General features: G+C 62.1%; 22 protein-coding genes and 1 pseudogene. 7 read left to right on the top strand and 16 right to left on the bottom strand.

The window, feature by feature from the left end; translation table 11 throughout:
- Window positions 1-302 precede the first annotated feature (302 nt).
- Complete coding sequence (locus tag PBR20603_RS17445; RefSeq protein WP_150560769.1) at window positions 303-2,039, top strand: PhoH family protein; 1,737 nt, start codon at window positions 303-305, stop codon at window positions 2,037-2,039.
- Between the two features lie 271 nt (window positions 2,040-2,310).
- The gene (locus PBR20603_RS17440) at window positions 2,311-3,078 is read left to right on the top strand and encodes a C40 family peptidase (RefSeq protein ID WP_150560768.1); all 768 of its coding nucleotides are present in this window, start codon (window positions 2,311-2,313) and stop codon (window positions 3,076-3,078) included.
- On the opposite strand, the gene PBR20603_RS17435 is transcribed toward PBR20603_RS17440, so the two are convergent.
- The 9 genes from PBR20603_RS17435 to PBR20603_RS17395 form a co-directional block, all read right to left on the bottom strand.
- Complete coding sequence (locus PBR20603_RS17435; RefSeq protein WP_150560767.1) at window positions 3,070-3,342, bottom strand: cupin domain-containing protein; 273 nt, start codon at window positions 3,340-3,342, stop codon at window positions 3,070-3,072. The two genes, PBR20603_RS17440 and PBR20603_RS17435, sit on opposite strands and share 9 nt — an antisense overlap.
- A 358-nt stretch (window positions 3,343-3,700) precedes the next feature.
- Window positions 3,701-4,711: an inorganic phosphate transporter gene (locus PBR20603_RS17430; protein ID WP_150560766.1), complete on the bottom strand. Its 1,011-nt coding sequence runs from the start codon at window positions 4,709-4,711 to the stop codon at window positions 3,701-3,703.
- 13 nt (window positions 4,712-4,724) lie between these two features.
- On the bottom strand, window positions 4,725-5,351 hold the full coding sequence (locus PBR20603_RS17425) for a DUF47 domain-containing protein (RefSeq protein ID WP_150560765.1): 627 nt from the start codon (window positions 5,349-5,351) through the stop codon (window positions 4,725-4,727).
- A gap of 114 nt (window positions 5,352-5,465) precedes the next feature.
- Entirely contained in the window at window positions 5,466-6,833 is a 1,368-nt protein-coding gene (locus PBR20603_RS17420) for a replicative DNA helicase (protein WP_039372107.1), read from the bottom strand.
- A gap of 300 nt (window positions 6,834-7,133) precedes the next feature.
- Window positions 7,134-7,586, bottom strand: coding sequence for a 50S ribosomal protein L9 (rplI, locus tag PBR20603_RS17415; protein ID WP_039372009.1), 453 nt, complete (start codon window positions 7,584-7,586; stop codon window positions 7,134-7,136).
- 27 nt (window positions 7,587-7,613) lie between these two features.
- Window positions 7,614-7,895, bottom strand: a complete 282-nt coding sequence (rpsR, locus tag PBR20603_RS17410; RefSeq protein WP_039372005.1) for a 30S ribosomal protein S18 — start codon at window positions 7,893-7,895, stop codon at window positions 7,614-7,616.
- A gap of 2 nt (window positions 7,896-7,897) precedes the next feature.
- Window positions 7,898-8,200, bottom strand: a complete 303-nt coding sequence (gene priB, locus PBR20603_RS17405) for a primosomal replication protein N (RefSeq protein ID WP_150560764.1) — start codon at window positions 8,198-8,200, stop codon at window positions 7,898-7,900.
- Between the two features lie 46 nt (window positions 8,201-8,246).
- Complete coding sequence (gene rpsF / locus PBR20603_RS17400; protein ID WP_039372000.1) at window positions 8,247-8,624, bottom strand: 30S ribosomal protein S6; 378 nt, start codon at window positions 8,622-8,624, stop codon at window positions 8,247-8,249.
- 163 nt (window positions 8,625-8,787) lie between these two features.
- Window positions 8,788-9,699, bottom strand: a complete 912-nt coding sequence (locus PBR20603_RS17395) for a LysR family transcriptional regulator (RefSeq protein ID WP_150560763.1) — start codon at window positions 9,697-9,699, stop codon at window positions 8,788-8,790.
- A 121-nt stretch (window positions 9,700-9,820) separates the two neighbouring features.
- Here PBR20603_RS17395 and gcl point away from each other — a divergent pair, with 121 nt between their 5' ends.
- The 3 genes from gcl (at window position 9,821) to glxR (ending at window position 13,673) form a co-directional block, all read left to right on the top strand.
- Window positions 9,821-11,587, top strand: a complete 1,767-nt coding sequence (gcl, locus tag PBR20603_RS17390; protein WP_150560762.1) for a glyoxylate carboligase — start codon at window positions 9,821-9,823, stop codon at window positions 11,585-11,587.
- A 164-nt stretch (window positions 11,588-11,751) separates the two neighbouring features.
- A complete protein-coding gene (hyi, locus tag PBR20603_RS17385) occupies window positions 11,752-12,543 on the top strand; it encodes a hydroxypyruvate isomerase (protein ID WP_150560761.1) in 792 nt (263 codons plus the stop codon).
- A 149-nt stretch (window positions 12,544-12,692) separates the two neighbouring features.
- Window positions 12,693-13,673: a 2-hydroxy-3-oxopropionate reductase gene (gene glxR / locus PBR20603_RS17380; protein WP_281356062.1), complete on the top strand. Its 981-nt coding sequence runs from the start codon at window positions 12,693-12,695 to the stop codon at window positions 13,671-13,673.
- Between the two features lie 366 nt (window positions 13,674-14,039).
- Here glxR and PBR20603_RS17375 read toward each other — a convergent pair whose 3' ends face one another.
- From PBR20603_RS17375 to PBR20603_RS17350, 7 genes and pseudogenes are all read right to left on the bottom strand, one after another.
- On the bottom strand, window positions 14,040-15,080 hold the full coding sequence (locus PBR20603_RS17375; RefSeq protein ID WP_150560759.1) for an asparaginase: 1,041 nt from the start codon (window positions 15,078-15,080) through the stop codon (window positions 14,040-14,042).
- A 192-nt stretch (window positions 15,081-15,272) separates the two neighbouring features.
- The gene (locus PBR20603_RS17370) at window positions 15,273-16,211 is read right to left on the bottom strand and encodes a CysB family HTH-type transcriptional regulator (protein ID WP_150560758.1); all 939 of its coding nucleotides are present in this window, start codon (window positions 16,209-16,211) and stop codon (window positions 15,273-15,275) included.
- Between the two features lie 104 nt (window positions 16,212-16,315).
- A complete protein-coding gene (locus tag PBR20603_RS24620) occupies window positions 16,316-16,552 on the bottom strand; it encodes a TOBE-like domain-containing protein (protein ID WP_425495829.1) in 237 nt (78 codons plus the stop codon).
- A 104-nt stretch (window positions 16,553-16,656) separates the two neighbouring features.
- Window positions 16,657-17,392 (bottom strand): annotated as a pseudogene (locus PBR20603_RS17365) (sulfate/molybdate ABC transporter ATP-binding protein); the annotation flags it as partial.
- A 27-nt stretch (window positions 17,393-17,419) separates the two neighbouring features.
- Entirely contained in the window at window positions 17,420-18,325 is a 906-nt protein-coding gene (cysW, locus tag PBR20603_RS17360; protein ID WP_150560756.1) for a sulfate ABC transporter permease subunit CysW, read from the bottom strand.
- A gap of 30 nt (window positions 18,326-18,355) precedes the next feature.
- A complete protein-coding gene (gene cysT / locus PBR20603_RS17355; protein ID WP_150560755.1) occupies window positions 18,356-19,219 on the bottom strand; it encodes a sulfate ABC transporter permease subunit CysT in 864 nt (287 codons plus the stop codon).
- A 60-nt stretch (window positions 19,220-19,279) separates the two neighbouring features.
- Entirely contained in the window at window positions 19,280-20,311 is a 1,032-nt protein-coding gene (locus PBR20603_RS17350; RefSeq protein ID WP_150560754.1) for a sulfate ABC transporter substrate-binding protein, read from the bottom strand.
- Between the two features lie 395 nt (window positions 20,312-20,706).
- Here PBR20603_RS17350 and lexA point away from each other — a divergent pair, with 395 nt between their 5' ends.
- Both lexA and PBR20603_RS17340 read left to right on the top strand, forming a co-directional pair.
- Complete coding sequence (lexA, locus tag PBR20603_RS17345) at window positions 20,707-21,360, top strand: transcriptional repressor LexA (protein WP_094067760.1); 654 nt, start codon at window positions 20,707-20,709, stop codon at window positions 21,358-21,360.
- Window positions 21,361-21,528: 168 nt separating this feature from the next.
- Window positions 21,529-21,948: a hypothetical protein gene (locus PBR20603_RS17340; RefSeq protein WP_150560753.1), complete on the top strand. Its 420-nt coding sequence runs from the start codon at window positions 21,529-21,531 to the stop codon at window positions 21,946-21,948.

Below are 21,948 nucleotides of genomic sequence, written 5' to 3'. Positions count from 1 at the left end.
AACGAGCGCCGGGCATCGCCGGCGAGCTGGCTCGAGCGCGATCCGGGCAGGTGTTGCGAACAGGCCCATAGCGACCCGCCAGCAAGGACATTCGACGCTATACAAGTACGGCAAGAGACGTTATAGTCGGCCGTAATGATCAAGCGCATTGAACGAGACTATTGCAGGCGTCGCCACGGCGGCGCCTTCAGCCAAGCCGCCTCTCCGGTGCGTCCGGGCAGGCGGCTTTTTTGTTGCCGGGACGTGTGGTATCGCTGTCTGTCCTGGCCGAGTAGTGTTGTGTTTTCTTGAACGGGAAATCTATGCCATTGCCATCGGCGCCGACCAAACCGGGCACGCTGCTTGCCCCGGAACAATTCCCCACTCGCCTCAAACCTTCGCGCACGGAGGCCAAGAAACCGATCCCCTCATCTGAACAACATGCACTGGGCGAGACGTCCGGTGCGTCTGGCACGGCCGAATTAAAGGTCGTTCCCATTACCGCTCCGGCGACGCAGACTGCACCACAGCCGTCGCCCGCAGCACGCTCGCCCCAATCGCCTCCGGCAGCCGACTCGACCGGCGCAACCCCGTCTCTCAAGGCCGTGAAATCGACGGCGACGAGCGGTGGTTCGAAGCGTGCCCGCAACAAGGATCAGGAACCCGCCAAGCTCTTCGTGCTCGACACGAACGTGCTCATGCACGACCCGAGCAGCCTGTTCCGCTTCGAAGAGCACGACGTCTATCTGCCGATGATGACGTTGGAAGAGCTCGACAACCACAAGAAGGGCATGTCGGAAGTGGCGCGCAACGCGCGTCAGGTAAGCCGCACCCTCGATGGGCTGGTCGCAGAAAGCGGCACGCAGTCGATGGCCGAGGGCATTCCGCTCTCGCGGCTCGGCAACAAGGACGCCGCGGGCCGCCTGTACTTCCAGACCGACCTGCCCGAAGTGCCGCCGCTCGAAGGGTTGCCGCAAGGCAAGGCCGACAACCAGATTCTCGGTGTCGTGCGCGCGTTGCAGGACAAGTTCCGCGATCGTCAGGTCGTGCTGGTGTCGAAAGACATCAACATGCGCGTCAAGGCGCATGCGCTCGGCCTGCCTGCGGAAGACTATTTCAACGACAAGGTGCTCGAGGACAGCGATCTGCTCTACTCGGGTGTGATGGCTCTGCCGCCGGACTTCTGGACCAAGCACGGCAAGGGCATGGAAAGCTGGCAGGACAACCGGACCGGCACCACGTTCTATCGCATCACCGGGCCGCTGTGCATGAGCTTCCTCATCAACCAGTTCGTCTATCTGGAGACGAACAACGGTGAGGCGCCGTTCTATGCGCAGGTTCGCGAGATCAACGGCAAGACGGCGCTGCTGCAGACACTGCGCGACTATGGCCACCACAAGAACAACGTGTGGGGCATCACGGCACGCAACCGCGAGCAGAATTTCGCGCTGAACCTGCTGATGAATCCCGAGGTCGACTTCATCACGCTGCTCGGGCAGGCGGGTACCGGCAAGACGCTGCTCGCGCTTGCCGCCGGTCTGGCACAAACGCTCGACGAGAAGCGCTACAACGAAATCATCATCACGCGCGCGACCGTGCCCGTCGGTGAAGATATCGGCTTCTTGCCGGGCACCGAGGAAGAGAAGATGCAACCTTGGATGGGCGCATTCGACGACAACCTCGAAGTGCTGCAAAAGACGGACGATTCGGCCGGCGAATGGGGCCGCGCAGCCACGCAGGAACTGATTCGCTCGCGACTCAAGGTCAAGAGCATGAACTTCATGCGCGGCCGTACGTTCGTGAACAAGTTCGTCATCATCGACGAGGCGCAGAACCTTACGCCAAAGCAGATGAAGACACTCGTCACGCGCGCTGGCCCGGGTACCAAGCTGATCTGTCTGGGCAATATCGCACAGATCGATACGCCGTACCTGACCGAAGGCAGCTCGGGCCTCACCTACGTGGTGGATCGCTTCAAAGGCTGGGGGCACAGCGGACACGTCACGCTCGCGCGCGGCGAACGCTCGCGGCTGGCCGACTACGCCGGGGAAATTCTCTGACGTTTTGCGAAACGGTACGCGCTTCAACGCTCACCACGACGGCGCCTTCGGGCGCCGTTTTTTCTTGCCATCGATGCAAGTAACATGGCGTATCGACGGCAAGATCGCCCGGGAATCCGCGCATTTGTGACGTCAACGCCACAAAATGCCTGTATTTCGGCACTTTTGCGATGCATTCGCCCGGCAAGCGTCGTAAACTCGTCGCATGCGAATTCAGCGCCCTCTCCGCACGCCTCGATTTCATACTCGCTACGTGACGCAACCGGCAGCAATGTCGAACGCGCTGTGGCGGTGCGCAAGCGCGTTGGCACTCACGCTGCTGGTCGCGGCGTGCTCGTCCGGCCCATCGGTCAGACAAGGCAGCACTGCGAACTATGGCAACCGGACGGTGGGCCCCGAGCGCAGCGCAGGTCAGGAGGAAATCACGCTCGAAGCGATGAGCCTCGTTGGCATTCCCTACCGCTACGGCGGCAACACCCCGGACTCCGGTTTCGATTGCAGCGGCCTCGTGCGCTATGTCGTGGCGCGCGCCGCCGGCGTGAGCCTGCCGCGTACGACGGCCGACATGAGTGGTGTCGGCACGCCGCTCGATCGCGACGACCTGGCGTCGGGCGACCTCATCTTCTTCAATACGACGGGACGCGCCCACTCGCACGTGGGCATCTATGTCGGTCAGGGGAAGTTCGTACACGCGCCGAACACGGGCGGCACGGTGCGTCTGGAGAGCCTCTATATCCCGTATTGGGCACGCCGCATCGATGGCGTTCGACGTGTGGCAGCCAACAAGGCACCCGCCGGCAACACGACGTACGTCAATCGCTCTGCCCCGGCGACCCTCGCCCAGACACCTGCCGCGGCGCCGCTGGCTAACGTCCCTGTAGCGCCGCCGAACGCCCTGCCAAACCGGCCGCTCACCGCAGCGACGTCGTCACCGGTGGAAACGCCGCAAGTGTCACCAGCGGGGAACACGGCAAACCTTGCCACGTCGCCCTCACAGGACGACGATCCGATCGCCCGCTTTGCCAACAGCTCAATGTAAGGTCTTCCGGCCAACGAGATATTGCACGCCTGCCGGGCCATAGCGTTCAGCATGCACTTCGTTGGCCTTGAGATGGAAGACGTCGCCCTCACGATATACCCGCTCGCTGTCGCCCACGCGAATGGCGATCTCACCGGAAAGAATCAGCGCCTTCGCCTCAAACGGATGCGTATGGGCTTCGAGATCGCCCGCCTCTCTCGTCACCGTCACCCCTTCCGCAAACCCCTCCTGAGCCAGTTCTCGCTCGAATGCTTCGCGTTGCATACCATCTCCTTGCGCGCAATGTGTCGTGGGGAGTTAGCGCAGATGCGCGAGCAGCGTCGCAGCGCCACCGATGTTGATTGCCATGCCCATGAGCGTAGCGATCGGACGGCTTCGCAGGGAATGATGGATCAGTGTGCTCATACTAGCCTCCAGCGGGTTTCATCAAAAACTATTTGATCATAATACTCAGTAGTAATTTGCTATTGAAATTGATATTCCCCATGACGCTCATATGGCATGTCAATGCCGCATGCCGTCCGCGACCGGGAGGGAAAAACAAAAAAAGCGGCCGAAGCCGCTCTTTTTGTTTTTCCGGGCAACTACGCCACCAAGACGACGGCGTAATGCCGAAGAGGCATTACAGGATCTGCTTTCCAACCCACCAGGCGATTGCGGCGATGAACGCCGAGGCCGGGATCGTCAGCACCCAGGCCCAGACGATGTTGCCTGCCACGCCCCAACGCACGGCCGAGAGCTTACGTGTGGCGCCGACGCCAACGATAGCCCCGGTAATCGTGTGCGTGGTCGAGACCGGCACACCGAGCCACGAAGCGAAGAACAGCGTGAACGCCCCGCCCGTTTCGGCACAGAAGCCACCTACCGGCTTGAGCTTGGTAATCTTCTGTCCCATCGTGCGCACGATCCGCCAGCCACCGAACATGGTGCCCAGACCAATGGCCAGATAGCAGCCCACGATCACCCACAGCGGCGGCTCCGCAGCTTCCTGCGGCCACATGCCGGCAGCGATCAGCAGCATCCAGATGATACCGATGGTCTTCTGCGCGTCGTTACCGCCGTGCCCCAGGCTGTACATACCGGCCGAGACCAGTTGCAGGCGACGGAACCAGCGATCCACGCGAGCGGGTGGCGTGCGGAAGAACAGCCACGACACCAGCAGCATGAAGAACGAACCGAGCACGAAACCCAGCAGCGGCGAGATGAAAATGAACGCCACGGTTTGCAGCAGGCCGCTCGCGACGAGCGACCCCGTGCCCGCCTTGGCCACCGCGGCACCGACCAGACCACCAATCAGTGCGTGCGACGAACTCGACGGAATGCCGTAGTACCAGGTGATGATGTTCCACGCGATAGCGCCCATGAGGGCGCCAAAGATCACATAGTGATCGACGATGTCGGGGTGAACCGTGCCCTTGCCCACCGTCGCCGCGACTTTCAGGTGAAAGACGAACAGTGCGATGACGTTGAACATGGCGGCAAAAGCCACCGCCTGATGCGGCTTGAGCACGCCCGTCGAGACCACCGTGGCGATCGAGTTGGCGGCGTCGTGAAAGCCATTCATGAAATCGAACAAGAACGCCAGGGCGATCAATAGTCCGATCAGCCAAAGGCTGATGTGCAGCGTTGCCATCGAAAGTCTCCGCTCAGGCGTTTTCCAGCACAATGCCTTCGATGATGTTGGCAACGTCCTCGCACTTGTCGGTCACCGATTCGAGCAATTCGGACACTGCCTTCTGCTTGATCAGTTCCTTCACGTCGGATTCTTCGCGGAACAACTTCGAGAGCGACGCGCGCAGCAGGCGGTCGGCTTCCGACTCGAGACCGTCGATTTCTTCGCAGAGCTTCAGGATGTCGCGGGCGCGATCCATGTCGCTGAGCAGTGCCACGGTGCTTTGCACACGCTCGCAGCACTTCACGCAGATCTCGCCCAGCGTACGGGCTTCGCTGGGCACGCTCTTGACGTCGTACATCCACACGGCCGTGGCCACGTCTTCCATCAGATCCAGGATGTCGTCCATGGTGCTGATCAGCTTATGGATCTCATCACGGTCGAAAGGCGTGATGAACGTCTTGTGCATCAGATCGATCGTCTCGTGCGTGATGCGATCCGCCTTCTTCTCGTTGTTCTGCACCGCAACGGTACGTGCCTCGGCATTGGGCAGATCGTTGAGCATGGCAGACAGCTCGCGACTGCCGGCAACCATGCATGCCGCATGCTGGTTGAACAGCTCAAAGAACTTGCCCTCGGTGGGCATGAAGCGACCGAACATTATTGGAAAACTCCGGGTATTAATAGGGGACGGGTCGACACAAAAACGTCACATTCTACCTCGTTGCGGGCGCGCGTCACCGCACGCCCTTACTAATAGGCGGAAATCAATGCGTCAGTATTGGGGACCTGCCAGATTGTCGAACTTCGTGTAGGCACCGATGAACGCCAGACGCACGTGGCCGATAGGACCGTTACGCTGTTTCGCGATGATGATCTCGGCGGTGCCCTTGTCGGGCGTATCGGGGTTGTACACTTCGTCGCGGTAGATGAACAGAATGATGTCGGCATCCTGTTCGATAGCGCCCGATTCACGCAAATCCGACATGACCGGACGCTTGTTCGGGCGCTGTTCCAGACTACGATTGAGCTGCGAGAGCGCAATCACCGGCACGTTCAGCTCTTTCGCGAGGCCTTTGAGCGAACGCGAAATTTCGGAAATTTCGGTCGCGCGATTTTCACCGCCACCCGAGCCGCTCATCAGCTGGAGGTAATCGATAATGATCAACCCCAGCTTGCCGCATTGACGCGCCAGACGACGCGCGCGCGCACGCAGTTCCATCGGATTGAGCGCAGGCGTCTCGTCGACGAAAAGCTGCGTCTCGTTCATCTTCTGCATGGCATGCGTGAGCTTCGGCCAGTCTTCGTCGACCAGCTTGCCGGTACGCAGGCGATGCTGGTCGAGACGCCCCACCGAACCGAGCATACGCATGGCCAACTGCGTGCCAGGCATTTCCATCGAGAACACGGCGACGGGCAGTCCTTCTTCCACGGCGATATGCTCGCCGATGTTCATCGAGAAGGTCGTTTTACCCATCGACGGGCGACCGGCCACGATGATCAGATCGCCGCCGTTGAAACCCGACGTCATGCGATCCAGATCGACGAACCCGGTGGGAATTCCGGTGATATCGCTACCGCCTTCGCGGTGATACAGCTCGTCGATGCGCTCGACCACTTGCGTGAGCAGCGGCTGCAATTCAAGGAAACCGCTCGTGCTGCGCGAACCCTCTTCGGCGATGGCGAAGACCTTCGCCTCCGCCTCGTCGAGCATCTGACGCACTTCCTTGCCCTGCGGGTTGAAAGCGTCGGAGGCGATCTCGTCGGCGACCGTCACCAGCTTGCGCAGCACCGCCCGGTCGCGCACGATTTCCGCGTAACGGCGGATGTTCGCCGCACTCGGCGTGTTCTGCGCCAGGGCGTTCAAATAGGCGAGCCCACCGACATCCTCGGCTTTGCCGGCAGACGTGAGCGATTCGAAGACGGTAATGACGTCAGCAGGACGGTCGCCAGCGATCAGGCGCCCGATATGCTGATAGATGATCCGGTGATCGTAGCGGTAGAAATCCGAGTCGGCCAGAAAGTCGCCGATACGATCCCATGCGCTGTTATCGAGTAACAAGCCGCCGAGCACGGATTGCTCCGCCTCGATGGAGTGCGGCGGCACTTTGAGCGAATCGAGCTGGGGATCGGGCGCGTTCATGCCGGGCATTATACCGTCCCCGCGATCACGGTCTCCCCCGGCAAAATCCCGCTTGCGCGACGATTTTTCCGAGCGCGGTTTGTTCAGCAGTTTCCCTGGAGGCAGCATAAGGTGGAGCTATCGAACGTGACGAACGTGGAAGGGAGCGCAACCGGAAGGCGGTCGGCATAGATCAGCGCATGACCGGCAGCCGGACAATCCCAGCCACCCGCAAAACAGAACAGACAGACATAAAAAAACGGAAGCCGGCGGACCGGCTTCCGTCTTTTATTCGCGTCGGGAAGCTGACGCGGATACGGCTTAGGCGTGCTCGCCCAGCACCGACACGTTCACGTCGATGACGACGTCCGTGTGCAGCGCCACTTGGACCGGGAAGTCGCCCACGGTCTTGAGCGGGCCATTCGGCATACGCACTTGCATCTTCTCGACCTTGAAACCTTGGGTGCCCAGGGCTTCGGCGATGTCGAAGTTGGTGACCGAACCGAACAGACGGCCGTCAACACCTGCCTTCTGCGAGATTTGCACGGTCAGACCGCTCAGCTTTTCGCCTTCGGCTTGTGCAGCAGCCAGCTTCTCGGCGGCAGCCTTTTCCAGTTCGGCGCGGCGAACTTCGAATTCGGCGATCGCGTCCTTGGTGGCGCGACGAGCCTTCTTGGTCGGGATCAGGAAGTTACGTGCGAAACCATCCTTGACCTTCACGATGTCGCCCAGGTTACCCAGGTTGACGACCTTTTCCAGCAGAATCACTTGCATTATCTATTCTCCTTCGTCGACTGGCGATTAAGCACCGTGCAGATCGGTGTACGGCATCAGCGCGAGGAAACGCGCGCGCTTGATGGCCGTATCGAGCTGGCGCTGGTAGTGCGCCTTGGTGCCCGTCAGGCGAGCCGGGGTGATCTTGCCGTTGTCGCCGATGAAGTCCTTCAGCGTTTCGACATCCTTGTAATCGATCTGCTCGACACCAGCGACGGTGAAGCGGCAGAACTTCTTGCGCTTGAACAGCGGGTTTTGCTGTTGGCGGCGGCGATCAAACTTCTTGTTTTTACCGTTAGGACGCGGCATGTTCAACAATCCTTTTCAAATTCTTGCAATGCTGTGATGTGAAACACCAGAGTGCGGCTATTGCGATGCTTTTTGGCCAGGAAACCTGCCCACTGAGCCGGTTTCTCGAGTCCCAACGCCATGACTTTGGCACTGATGGGACCGATCGCAACCGCTGGCACCGAGAACTCGACCTGACGGGCCACGCCCGCCTCTTCGACTGTTCCCGCATGGGCCAGCGTGACATCGATCACAGGAAGTCCGGCTGGGGTATAGCGCAGCGTGCCGATTTCGACGATGCTGGCCTCGAGCCGTAGACGATTCACGCGGTCGATGTTTCCGTTGGCACCCTGATGCGTTCCGGTGCGCTAATTACGAAGCAGCGGCTTCGGTCGTGGGCACGGCGGCAGCCTTCTTGGCTTCTTCGCGGGCCACTTCCTTCATCATCGGCGACGGCGCGGTCTCGGCCTTCTTCATGCGAACCACGAGGTGGCGCAGAACGGCGTCGTTGAACTTGAATGCGTGTTCCAGCTCGTCCAGGGTTTCCTGGTCGCACTCGATGTTCATGCAGACGTAGTGGGCCTTAGCCAGCTTCTCGATCATGTAGGCCAGTTGACGACGGCCCCAGTCTTCGACGCGATGGATCTGACCAGCCTTGGCCGTCACCATGCCCTTGTAGCGCTCGATCATCGCAGGCACTTGCTCGCTCTGATCGGGGTGAACGATAAATACGATTTCATAATGACGCATATAGAGCTCCTTATGGACAAAGCCGCCTGGGCGTCAGAACCAGTGCAGCAAGGTTGCAGAACCCGCGATTCTAGCGGAATTCATGTCGATCATCAACTCCCGCCCTATCGGTGCCCGCCAACCACCCGCCCGGCGCCCGCTTCCGGGCACCGTCAGCCCGGGCTCAGGCATTCTCGAGCCAGTAGTTCGGACGGGCGTAAATCTGCCGCAACTGCTCGATGAAAAGGCGCACCCGTGCAGGCTGGAAACGCTGTTGCGGGTACACGGCGAGAATGTCGTAGTCGGGCAGCGCGTACTCGTCGAGCACGGTCTCCAGCTCTCCGGAGAGCAACTCGCGCTGGATCTCCCACGTCGAGCGCCAGCCCAGCCCCAGCCCTTCCAACGCCCAGCGGTGCAGCAACTCGCCGTCGTTACAGTCCAGATTGCCCGCTACGCGAATGGTCACGAGCTTGCCTTGCCGCTTGAAGTACCAGCCGCGCTGCTGGCCGCCTTGCAGGTTGAACGCGAGGCAATTGTGCCTGGCCAGGTCTTCCAGCGTCTTCGGACGCCCATACCGCGAGAAATAAGCCGGCGTGCCACACACGACGCGCCGGTTCTGAGCGAGTTTGACGGCCACGAAATTCGGGTCGACGGAGCCGCCGATGCGTATGCCCATGTCGTACCCCTCACGCACGATGTCGACCACGCGGTCGGTCAGATTGAACGAAATCTGGACCTCGGGATGCAGGCGCAGAAACGCCGGCGCATGCGGCGCCACGTGCTTGCGGCCGAACGCTGCGGGCGCCGACACGATCAGGTGCCCCGACACGGCGTGACGCCCTGCGCTGATCTCGTTCTCCGCCATCTCCCAGTCGCCAAGCAACTGCTTGCAGCGCTCGAGAAAAGCGCCGCCCTCTTCCGAAAGCGCGAGCCGGCGCGTCGAGCGGTACATCAGCTTGATGCCGAGCCGCTTTTCCAGCGCGTCGATACGCCGCCCGAGAATCACCGGCGAGACGCCTTCCTTCAGCGCCGCGGCGGCCAGACTGCCCGCTTCGGCCACCTGCACGAAGGTTTCGATCTGTTTGTAACGGTCCATCACGTCTCCATTCGATACTTTTTGTTCTTAAAAAAACGATCTTTTGTGATCTTATCAAACAAATCGTACCGGCTTAAAGTGACCTCCAACATCACTATCAATTACCCATTGGAGGAGTCACATGGCCAAGATGACCGCCGTAGAGGCCGCCGTCCGAGTGCTGGAGAAGGAAGGCATTACCACCGCATTCGGCGTGCCCGGCGCTGCCATCAACCCGTTCTATTCGGCATTGCGCAAGGCTGGCAGCGTCGAGCATGTGCTCGCACGCCACGTCGAGGGCGCGTCGCATATGGCCGAAGGCTACACGCGTGCCGAAGCCGGCAACATCGGCGTGTGCATTGGCACCTCCGGCCCAGCGGGCACCGACATGATTACCGGCCTTTACTCCGCATGGGCCGATTCGATCCCCATCCTTTGCATCACGGGTCAGGCCCCGCGCGCCCGTCTGTACAAGGAAGATTTCCAGGCGGTCGATATCGAATCGATCGCCAAACCGGTCACCAAGTGGGCAGTGACGGTACGCGAGCCGGCCCTCGTGCCGCGCGTGTTCCAGCAGGCCTTCCATCTGATGCGCTCGGGCCGTCCGGGTCCGGTGCTCATCGACCTGCCGTTCGACGTACAGGTCGCCGAGATCGACTTCGATCCCGAAACGTATGAACCGCTGCCGGTGTACAAGCCTGCGGCGACGCGTGCGCAAATCGAGAAAGCGATTCAGATGCTGGTCGCCTCGGAACGCCCGCTGATCGTCTCGGGTGGCGGCGTGATCAATGCCGACGCCGCCGATCTGCTCGTCGAGTTCGCCGAGACGGTGAACGTGCCGGTCGTGCCCACGCTCATGGGCTGGGGCACCATCGCCGACGACCATCCGCTCATGGCCGGCATGGTCGGCCTGCAGACCTCGCATCGCTTCGGCAACGCCACGATGCTGGCCTCCGACTTCGTGATGGGCATCGGCAACCGCTGGGCCAACCGCCACACCGGCAGCGTCGATGTCTTCACGCAGGGCCGCAAGTTCGTGCACGTCGACATCGAGCCGACGCAAATCGGCCGCGTGTTCGGTCCGGACTACGGCATCGTCTCCGACGCCAAGGCCGCCCTCAAGCTATTCGTGGAAGTCGCCAAGGAGCTCAAGGCGGCCGGCCGTCTGCCGGATCGCTCGCAATGGGTGGCCGACTGCCAGAAGCGCAAGCGCACCATGCTGCGCCGCACGGACTTCGATCAGGTGCCGATCAAGCCGCAGCGCGTGTATCAGGAAATGAACGCCTTCTTCGGCCGCGATGTGCGTTACGTCTCGACCATCGGTCTGTCGCAGATCGCCGCCGCGCAATTCCTGCACGTGAACAAGCCGCGTCACTGGATCAACTGCGGTCAGGCGGGCCCGCTGGGCTGGACGGTGCCGGCCGCCATCGGCGCGAAGGTGGCGTCGCCGTCGTCGGACGTGGTGGCAATCTCGGGCGACTACGACTTCCAGTTCATGATCGAAGAGCTGGCCGTGGCTGCGCAGTTCAAGGTGCCGTACATCCATCTGGTCGTGAACAACTCGTACCTGGGTCTGATCCGTCAGGCACAGCGCAACTTCGACATGGATTACTGCGTGCAGCTCGCGTTCGAGAACGTGAACTCGCCGGAAGTGAACGGCTACGGCGTCGATCATGTGAAGGTCGCCGAGGGTCTCGGCGTGAAGGCGATCCGCGTGTTCCAGCCGAACGACATCCAGCCCGCGTTTGCTCAGGCCCGCAAGCTGATGGCCGAGTTCTCCGTGCCGGTGATCGTGGAAGTGATTCTCGAGCGCGTGACCAACATCGCAATGGGTACCGAGATCAACAACGTCAATGAGTTCGAAGACATCATCGACATCGTGGAAGAAGACAACGCAGTGACGGCCTGAGCCGGACCCGGCCAGACCTGCAAAAGGATTGCGGGGCGCGTGCGTCCCCTCCGCTTTCGGCTAGACCCCGTGAACGGCCAAAGTGCGCGCCCCGCAACCCGGCAACACCCTTGCATCGAAATCGTCGAAACCACCCCCTAAAAAGAGAGAGAGGAGTCAGCGCAATGCCGAAATTTGCCGCCAACCTGACCATGCTGTTCAACGAGGTGCCGTTCCTCGACCGCTTCAAGGCGGCCGCCGCAGCGGGCTTTCGCGGCGTGGAGTTTCTGTTCCCCTATTCGTTTCACCGCGACCAGATCGCCGACAAGCTGAACCAGTATCAGCTAGACCTCGTGCTGCACAACCTGCCCGCCGGCAACTGGGATGCGGGCGAGCGCGGCATCGCCATCTTCCCGGATCGCGTGGCCGAATTCCGCGACGGTGTGGGCGAAGCGATCACCTATGCCAAGGCGCTGGGCGTGAAGCAACTGAACTGCCTCGTGGGCAAGCAAGGCGCCGACCTGTCCACGCAAACGGCTCAGGAAACGCTGGTGGAAAATCTGCGCTTCGCGGCCAATGCGCTCAAGGCAGAAGGCATCCGCCTGCTGGTCGAACCGATCAACACGTACGACATTCCCGGCTTCTTCGTGAATCGCACGAAGCAGGCGCTGGAGATCTTCGACGCCGTCGGTTCGGACAACCTGTTCCTGCAGTACGACATCTATCACATGCAGCGCATGGAAGGCGAACTCGCCAAGACCATCGAGACGAATCTGGCGCGCATCGCTCACGTGCAACTGGCGGACAACCCGGGCCGCAACGAACCGGGCACGGGCGAGATCAACTACGCGTATCTGTTCGCGTTCCTTGACCGCCTTGGCTACAACGGCTGGATCGGATGCGAATACAAACCGGCCACCACCACGACCGATGGCCTCGGCTGGTTCAAGGCGGCAGGCTTGCGCGAAGCCGCCTGAGTTTTCAGTCGCCCCCCTTCACCCGCACGACGCCACCCCCGGCGGCGTGCAGACGACACGACGGCGTAGCGGCAGTCAGCCGTAGGAAGCGGCACGCCGGCTGACCGGGTTTCGACGAGGAAGGGCCCCGCCGGCCGCATGCAGGGGGCATGCGGCCGGAGCACGGGGGACGCGCCCGCGCGCCACCGCCCTGCTCGTCCAGGCGTCAGCGAACCCCACTTAACACTTTGGCAACAAGGAGTCTCGAAATGGCACAACTCGGTTTCATTGGTCTGGGCATCATGGGCGCGCCGATGGCGAAGCATCTGCAAAACGCCGGTCACAAGCTGTTCCTGTACGAGCGCCGCACGCCGCCGCAGGACCTGATCGACGGTCAGGCCACCGTCTGCACGTCGGCCAAGGAGGTCGCCAAGCGTGCCGACATCGTCTTCGTGATGGTGCCGGATACCCCGGACGTGGGCGCTGTGCTGTTCGGTCAGGACGGTCTGGCCGAAGGCCTCTCGGCGGGCAAGATCGTCGTCGACATGAGCTCCATTTCGCCGATCGAAACGAAGGAATACGCCAAGAAGATCAAGGCGCTGGGCGCCGAGTACCTCGACGCCCCGGTCTCGGGCGGCGAAGTCGGCGCGAAAGCCGCATCGCTGTCGATCATGGTCGGCGGCTCGCAAGCCGCGTTCGACGACGTGAAGCCGTTCTTCGAACTGATGGGCAAGAACATCACGCTCGTGGGCGAAAGCGGTGCCGGTCAAACCTGCAAGGTCGCCAACCAGATCGTGGTCGCGCTCACCATCGAAGCCGTCGGCGAAGCCCTGCTGTTCGCGTCGAAGGCCGGCGCCGACCCCGCCAAGGTGCGTGAAGCGCTGATGGGCGGCTTCGCCTCGTCGCGCATTCTCGAAGTGCATGGCGAGCGTATGGTCAAGCGCAACTTCGAGCCGGGCTTCCGCATCGCCCTGCACCAGAAGGATCTGAATCTGGCCCTGCAAAGCGCCAAGGCCCTCGGCGTGTCGCTGCCGAACACGGCCACGTGCCAGGAGCTGTTCAACGCCTGCGCCGCGAACGGTGGCGCTGCGTGGGATCACTCGGGCATGGTGCGCGCGCTGGAAATGCTCGCCAACCATACCGTGGCGTAACGCGTAACGCGTTACGCATCGATCCGATCGGTAACGTCAGGCAATCAGGGAGATTCGGCGGACGTTGGCGAATACCGGAATGCAAGGCCGGTATCCGTCAACCGACGTCACATCCGGACTCACGGCACGCTCGTCGCGCTGTACATCGGAACGACCGGTTCACGGAGTCGTTCGCGAGAAGACGAAGAAAGCGGCTATCAAAGCCCTGTCAAAGCCGTGAGCAGAGAGAAGAAAGTGACGACAGCCGGTTCCACAGAGATCAGGCAAGGGGTCAGCGGCACCATGCCCCTCATCAAGCCTCACGGCGCCAGTCGATCGAATGAGCGACTGGCGCCGTATTTTGTTGTCCCGGCGATGGGTTGCGGCTCAATACTCGACGAACAGGCTCTGCATGCGCTCGCGCGGCACGCCTGCCTGCAATGCCAGCATCAGCAAGACACGCGCTTTGAATGGATGCAGATTGCCCGCACTTACAAAGCCATACTGATCGTCGGGGGCTGCACCGTTGTGCATGACATGTCCGCTGCCCACGCGGGCGGCGCGCACCACCGTCACGCCGCGCTGCACGGCCTCGGCCAGGGCCTGTTGCAGCAACGAATGCAGCGAGCCGTTGCCCGTGCCGGCGACCACGATGCCTTGCACGCCCGCGTCCACGAGGGCGTCGACGGCGATGCGCGAGACGCCCGCATAACTCGACACCACTTCCACCGCAGGCAGTTCGCCCGAGAGTCCGACAAACTCGCTCTCGACGGTGTGATACTGCAACGCCGCGCGCTGAAAGGCCACGCGCTCGTCCTGCACCCAGCCGAGCACGCCGATTTCCGGTGAGTGGAAGGCATCGACCTTGTAGGTACTCGTCTTGATGACGTCGCGTGCGCAGTGAATCTGGTTGTTGACGGCGACCATCACCCCACGGCCCGCCGAAATCGGGTCGGTGGCCACCCGCACGGCGTTGAGCAGGTTCAGCGGTCCGTCCGCCGACAGCGCCGTCGCGGGGCGCATCGCGGCCGTCAACACCACGGGCTTGCGGCTGTTGATGGTCAGGTGCAGGTAATACGCAGTCTCTTCAAGCGTATCGGTACCGTGGGTAATCACCGCCCCCGCCACATCGGGCTGCGAAAGCAAGGCGTTCACGCGGGCGGCCAGCTTCTGCCAGAGCGCCACGCTCATGTCCTTGCTATCGATCTGCGCGACTTGTTCCGCATGGATGTGCGCGATGGTGCCCAGCGCCGGGACGGCCGCGAGCAGGTCCTGGACACCGAGCGCACCGGCCTGATAACCGGCGGTGCGCGTCGCGTCGGCCGCGCTGCCCGCGATCGTGCCGCCCGTGGCGAGCAGCGCAATGCGCGGCAGATCGCCCGAGGACACGGTGTAATGAGGAATCGGGTTGAATGAGGTCAAAGTCATGTCAACGATTGTATCCAATACTGGCCGGCTTCCCAATCGCTGAAAATATCGATCCCGCCTCGTTGGGCGGGATCGATGGCCACACCGCGGCCGAACGACGGGAACGCGCCGGAGCACGCCTGAAAACGTGTTCCGGCCTGCCCCGAGGCGAGGTCGCGTCAGCCGCGCCTCAGCCGCGCGTCAGGCCGCGCGTCAGGCCGCGAACTCCAGCGCTTCTCGCAGTTGCGTCGAGATTTCCTGCTCCTTGAGCGCCGGGGCAAGCATTTCAATGAACCGATAAGCATAAGAGCGCAGAAACGCGCCGCGACGCAAGCCGATCCGCGTGGTGCTCGGCTCGAACGCGTTATCGAGCTCCAGCACGGCCAGATCCTGATCCTTGCGAGGGTCGACGGCCATGGCTGCCACGATCCCCACGCCCAGTCCCAGTTCGACGTACGTCTTGATCACGTCGGTATCGAGTGCCGTCAGCACGATGTCCGGCACCAGCCCCTGATCGGAGAATGCCTTGTCCACGTGCGAGCGGCCCGTGAAATCGCCGTCATAGGTAATGATCGGATAGTCGGCAATGTCCGCGAGCGTCACGCTTTCACGCCCGACCAGCGGGTGATCCTTCGGCACGACGGCAACGTGGTGCCAGGAATAGCACGGGAACGTGACGATATCGGGAAAGCGGTCCAGCGCCTCGGTCGTGATACCGATGTCGGCTTCCCCGTCGATGACCATCTGCGCGATCTGACGCGGGCTGCCCTGACGCAACGCCAGATGCACCTTCGGAAACACGCTCGTGAACTGCTTGATGACCTGCGGCAACGCATAGCGCGCCTGTGTGTGGGTCGTGGCCACCACGAGATGCCCGCTATCCTGATCCGCGAACTGACGCGCCACACGGCGCAGGTTCTCGGCGTCGAGCAGCATGCGCTCGATCAGTTGCAGCACGGCCTTGCCCGGCTCGGTCAGTCCCGTGAGGCGCTTGCCGCGACGCACGAACACGTCCACCCCGAGTTCGTCTTCGAGATCCTTGATCTGCTTGCTCACGCCCGACTGCGACGTGTACAGCGCACTCGCCGCCTCCGTCAGGTTGAGGTTCTGCCGAACGGCTTCGCGCACGTAGCGCAATTGCTGGAAATTCATGATGTGACTCCGCCCTGTTGCTTGTCTGTCCGTGACGTCTGATGACGTCGATTACCTGTGCCAAATAGGTTTAGCTTGTTGTTGTGTTCGATACGCCGGGCCGTTCACGCCCGTGCGGAAAACACCCGCAACTGGCGGGGCACCGCCCGCAGCGTCGCACCGGCATCGGCGCCGAGCGCCTGCCAGCCCGAGCGCGTGAGTTCCGCTTCCCACACCGCGTCGCCGGGTGCGGCGAGTTCTACGCGCACGGTGCCTCCCAGCGGAATCGCGCGGCGCACTGCCACGTCGATGCCCGGGCCGCCGTCGTGCGCAGGCAGCAGCGCGAGATCGTGCGGGCGCACATACGCAATCGCACGGCCGTCCTGCGGGACGGCAGGCAGATCGTCCTTGTGTACCGTGACACGATACGCCCCGGCGTCCGCAATGAAATCGTGCGTGCGCAGTTCGCCCGAGAGCCGGTTCGCGGCACCGAGGAACTCATAGACGAATGCGCTTTGCGGCGTATCGTAGACGTCCTGCGGCGCGCCGATCTGCTCGACCTTGCCGCGATTCATCAGCACGATACGGTCGGCCACTTCGAGCGCTTCTTCCTGATCGTGAGTGACGAAGATCGTCGTGATGTGCAGTTCGTCGTGCAGACGTCGCAGCCAGCTACGCAGTTCCTTGCGGACCTTGGCGTCGAGCGCACCGAACGGCTCGTCGAGCAGCAACACCTTCGGCTCGACGGCCAGCGCGCGCGCCAGTGCAATGCGCTGGCGCTGTCCGCCCGACAGTTCCGCCGGGTAGTGGTCGGCCAGCCAGTCGAGTTGCACGAGGCCGAGCAGTTCGTGAACCTTGTTGCGAATCTGCGCGTCCGGCAGGCGTTCGCGGCGCGACTTCACGCGCAGGCCGAACGCTACGTTCTCGAACACCGTCATATGACGGAAAAGTGCGTAGTGCTGGAACACGAAGCCGACCTGACGCTCGCGCGTGCCGACCGAAGCCACGTCCTCGCCGTTGAGCACCACACGGCCGGCATCGGCAAACTCCAGCCCCGCGACAATGCGCAGCAGCGTGGTCTTGCCGCAGCCCGACGGTCCGAGCAGCGCAACCAGCTCCCCCGTGGGGAATTCGAGACTGACGTCGTCGAGCGCCGCGAAATCGCCGAAACGCTTCGAAACCTGTTGTACCTGGATACTCATTGTCTTGCTCCTCGATGCGATGTCCGCTCAGGCCGCCACGGCGTCTTCACGACGTGCGGCCTTGTCCTGCGCCAGCTTGCGTTCCGCCCAGAGCTTCAGGGCCAGTGTGGCGAGCGCGAGCAATGCGAGAATCGACGCTGCCGCGAATGCCCCCACCGTGTGGTAGTCGTTGTATTCAATTTCCACGTGCAGCGGCAGCGTATTCGTCTCGCCGCGAATGTGGCCGGAGACGACCGACACGGCACCGAACTCACCCATTGCGCGGGCATTACACAGAATCACGCCGTACAGCAGACCCCATTTGATTTTCGGCAGCGTCACGCGCGTGAACACCTGCCAGCCACTGGCGCCCAGCACACGAGCGGCCTCCTCTTCCTCGCTGCCCTGCGCCTGCATGAGCGGAATCAGCTCCCGCGCCACGAACGGGAACGTGACGAATACGGTTGCGAGCACCAGTCCCGGCAGCGCGAAAACAATCTTCAGGTTGTGCGCATCCAGAAAGTCCCAAATCGGTCCCTGACGCCCGAAGATCAGCAAGAACGTGAGACCCGCGATCACCGGCGAGACGGAGAACGGCAGGTCGATGAGCGTGGTCAGCACGCTCTTGCCCTTGAAGTCGAAGCGCGCAATCGCCCACGACGCCGCGACACCAAACACCAGATTCAGCGGCACCGCAATAGCGGCGATCAGCACCGTCAGCCGAATCGCCGAGAGCGCGTCGTCGTTCGTGAGGCCGTCCCAGTAAGCGGCAAAGCCCTTGCCCAGCGCCGTCACGAAGACCGACGCGAGCGGCAACACCAGAAACAGAGCGAAGAAGAGCAGCGCGATCCCAATGAGCACGGCCTTGACGAGCGCGGGCTCGTCAGTCGGATCGGCCTTACGGGCCTTGGTCGCTTGCGGCAACGCCTGCGAGAGTGCGAGTGAATCTGACATGATCGAAACGTTCTCTATCGTTTTCTGGCATCACACGCCACTGGCGCGCCGGCCCGAATGGCGGCGTTGCAGCCACCATTGCAGGGTATTGATAAGCAGCAGCAGCACGAACGAGATCACCAGCATCACCACGGCCAGTGCCGCAGCGCCTGCATAGTCGAACTGCTCGAGCTTGGTCACGATCAGCAGCGAAGTGATCTCCGAGACCATCGGAATGTTGCCGGCAATGAAGATGACCGAGCCGTACTCACCCACAGCGCGCGCAAACGCCAGCGCAAAGCCGGTCAGCAGCGCGGGCAGCACGGCCGGGAGAATTACGTGCCGCAGCGTCTGCCAGCGCGTCGCGCCAAGGCACGCCGCCGCTTCCTCCTGCTCGCGCTCGAACTCTTCGAGCACCGGCTGAAGCGTGCGCACCACAAACGGCAGTCCGATGAACGTCAACGCCACGAAGATGCCCAGCGGTGTAAACGCGATCTTGATGCCGAGCGGTTCGAACCAGCGTCCGACCCAGCCATTCGGCGCGTAGATCGCCGCCAGCACGATGCCCGCAACGGACGTCGGCAACGCAAACGGCAGATCGATCAACGCGTCGACGAAACGCTTGCCTGGAAACGTGTAGCGCACCAGCACCCACGCCAGGATGAAACCGAATATGGCGTTGAGAATGGCGGCCGCCAGCGAGATGCCGAACGTAAGGCGATACGACGCCAGCACGCGCGGCGAACTCACCGCGGCGACGAAGCTCGCCCAGTCGAGCGAGCTTGCCTTGATGAAGACCATCAACAACGGCACCAGCACCACAAGGCTCAGATAGGCGACGGTGTAGCCCATCGTCAGGCCAAAGCCCGGCAAGGCACTCGGCTTGCGCCAGAGGGGAAACAGTGCAGTACTCATGCGATGGTCCCTTTCGTACTCTTCGTACTCTTCGTACTCTTCGTACTTTTTGTGGTGACGTTACTTCTTGGTGTAGATCTGGTCGAAGATGCCGCCATCGGCGAAGTGCTTGGCCTGCGTCTTCGTCCATCCGCCCAGATCGGCGTCAACCGTGTAGAGCTTGAGCTTCGGATACTGCGACGCGTACTTCTTCGCGATTTCCGGCGAGCGCGGACGATAGAAGTGCTTCGCGGCAATTTCCTGACCTTGCGGCGAATACAGCCATTGCAGATAGGCTTCTGCCGCCTTGCGGGTACCGTGCTTGTCGACGTTCTTGTCGACCACCGCCACCGGCGGCTCCGTCAGAATCGACGACGACGGCACCACGATGTCGAACTTGTCCGGGCCGAGATCCTTCACCGACAGTAGCGCTTCGTTTTCCCAGGCGATCAGCACGTCGCCGATGCCGCGTTCCACGAAGGTCGTGGTGGCGCCGCGAGCGCCGGAGTCGAGCACCCCCACGTTCTTGTAGAGCGCCTTGACGAAGTCCTGCGCCGTTTGCTCATTGCCGCCCGGTTGCTTGAGCGCGTAGAGCCACGCGGCCAGATAGTTCCAGCGAGCGCCCGCCGACGTCTTCGGGTTCGGCGTCACGACGCTGATGCCCGGCTTGACGAGATCGCCCCAGTCCTTGATTCCCTTGGGATTGCCCTTGCGCACCAGCAGCACGATGGTGGAGGTGTACGGCGTGGCGTTATCCGGCAGACGTTTCTGCCAATCCTTGCTCACGAGACCGGCCTGTGCCAGTTCGTCGATGTCGGCAGAGATGCCGAGCGTGACCACGTCGGCGGGGGCGCCATCGAGCACGGTACGCGCTTGCTTGCCCGAGCCGCCGTGCGAGGCCTTCACCGTCACCGTGTCACCGGTGGTCTGCTTGTAGTGGGCCTCGAAAGCCTTGTTGTAGTCCGCGTACAGCTCACGCGTCGGGTCGTACGACACGTTGAGCAGCGACAGGCTCGCCGCCTGCGCCTGGATCGTCATGCCGGCGGCCAGCGCCAGGCCACCCAGTGCCACTGCCAGCTTTTTAACTTTCCATCCCCGTGCTGTTTTGCTCATGACTTGCACTCCTTGTTTGCTTCTCGTGTGTAGGAGGCCAGTCTATGAGCGGGGCTAAATAATTAAAAATAATATTTTTTCGTTTGTTTATGCCGGAATAAGGATTAGAGAAATTGTGCGGAGGGACGAAATCGGCCCCGTATCGATGGGCGGATGGGCGCGAGGATGGCGTGGGCAGCACTGACCCGAAGGCGCGCTCTGCCGCTGGTTCACGGCGCGGGGCGTCACGTTCCCCCCTCGGCCGACCCGCTATTGCAAGCCTGACGAACGAGCGCAGAGACAAGTCATCTCTTGGTGAGGCCTCATGGACTTCATGTACTACTTGAAGTTTTCCCTTGCCTTTTTGCAAACACTGTACAAAAATACAGCCACCTGTGCTTCCATACAGTGATGCCATGATCAAACTTACCGCCCGTCAACAGCAGGTCTACGAACTGGTCCGACAAGCGATCGAGCGCACCGGCTTTCCGCCGACACGCGCTGAAATCGCCGCCGAACTCGGCTTCTCTTCCGCCAATGCCGCAGAGGAGCACCTGCGTGCGCTGGCGCGCAAAGGAGTGATCGAATTGGCCGCGGGGCAGTCGCGCGGCATCCGCCTCAAGCGTCTGGACGAAGCCGGCGGTGCGCACCAGTTCACGTTGCCGCATATGGGCCTGATGCAGTTGTCGCTGCCGCTCGTCGGTCGCGTGGCTGCCGGTAGCCCGATCCTTGCGCAGGAACACATCGAGCGCAACTTCCAGTGCGATCCGAACATGTTCGCGCGCCAACCCGATTACCTGCTGAAGGTGCGCGGGATGTCGATGCGCGACGCAGGCATTCTCGATGGCGATCTGCTCGCGGTGCAGAAGGCCGCCGACGCACGCGAAGGCCAGATCGTCGTAGCGCGCCTTGGCGACGACGTGACCGTCAAACGTTTCCACCGGGTGCCGGGTGGCGTCGAGTTGATTGCCGAGAATCCCGACTTCGAGAACATCAACGTCGATGAAGGTAGCGGCGACTTTGCGCTGGAAGGGATTGCGGTCGGCCTGATCCGCAACAACGATCTCTAAGCGCGACTCCGGGGACTGCGCCGCGTAGCGCAGCACCCCACGCTCTGAAGGTTTGCATTTCCGACTGCGCCGGGCTGGGTCCGGCGCCCGTGCCCTGCTGCGCCCGCGATTTGCGAAATACGCAGCAAGACACGCCCCTCTGACCCACATTGGAACAAGGATCGCATCATGGCTCGACTCTTTGGTTTGCTGCGTACGTCTTTTGGTCAGTCGCGTGCGCGCGTCTCCTCGCAAGCGCGGCTGTCGGCCGTGTACGGACTCTCAGCCCTGTCCGGCCCATTCGCTTCCGCCCCTGCCATCGCTCGCTCTTACACGGTGCCCGCCCGCTCGCGCACCACCGCCCTGCCCCGCACACTCACGGCTGCCGTGGCGTCGGCAACGCGTCGCGCATGCCCGTCCGGAAGGGCCATCAAGGCATCGCGCAACGTACGCGAACTTCAACGTCGCGATTCGCAGGAAGCCAATGCAGGTCAAGATGTGCGCGTGTATCGCGACGTGTCGCACATCGTGATGGTCGGCAGCATCGCCGACATCTGCCGCAAACTCGATCAGGCGGTCGGCGAGCAGTTCTGTCTGGCAGCGGTGTAA

This window comes from Pandoraea bronchicola (genome assembly GCF_902459805.1).
Taxonomy (GTDB): domain Bacteria; phylum Pseudomonadota; class Gammaproteobacteria; order Burkholderiales; family Burkholderiaceae; genus Pandoraea; species Pandoraea bronchicola.
Note: the sequence above shows the minus strand (reverse complement) of the source record. Positions and strands in the feature narration are given on the sequence as shown.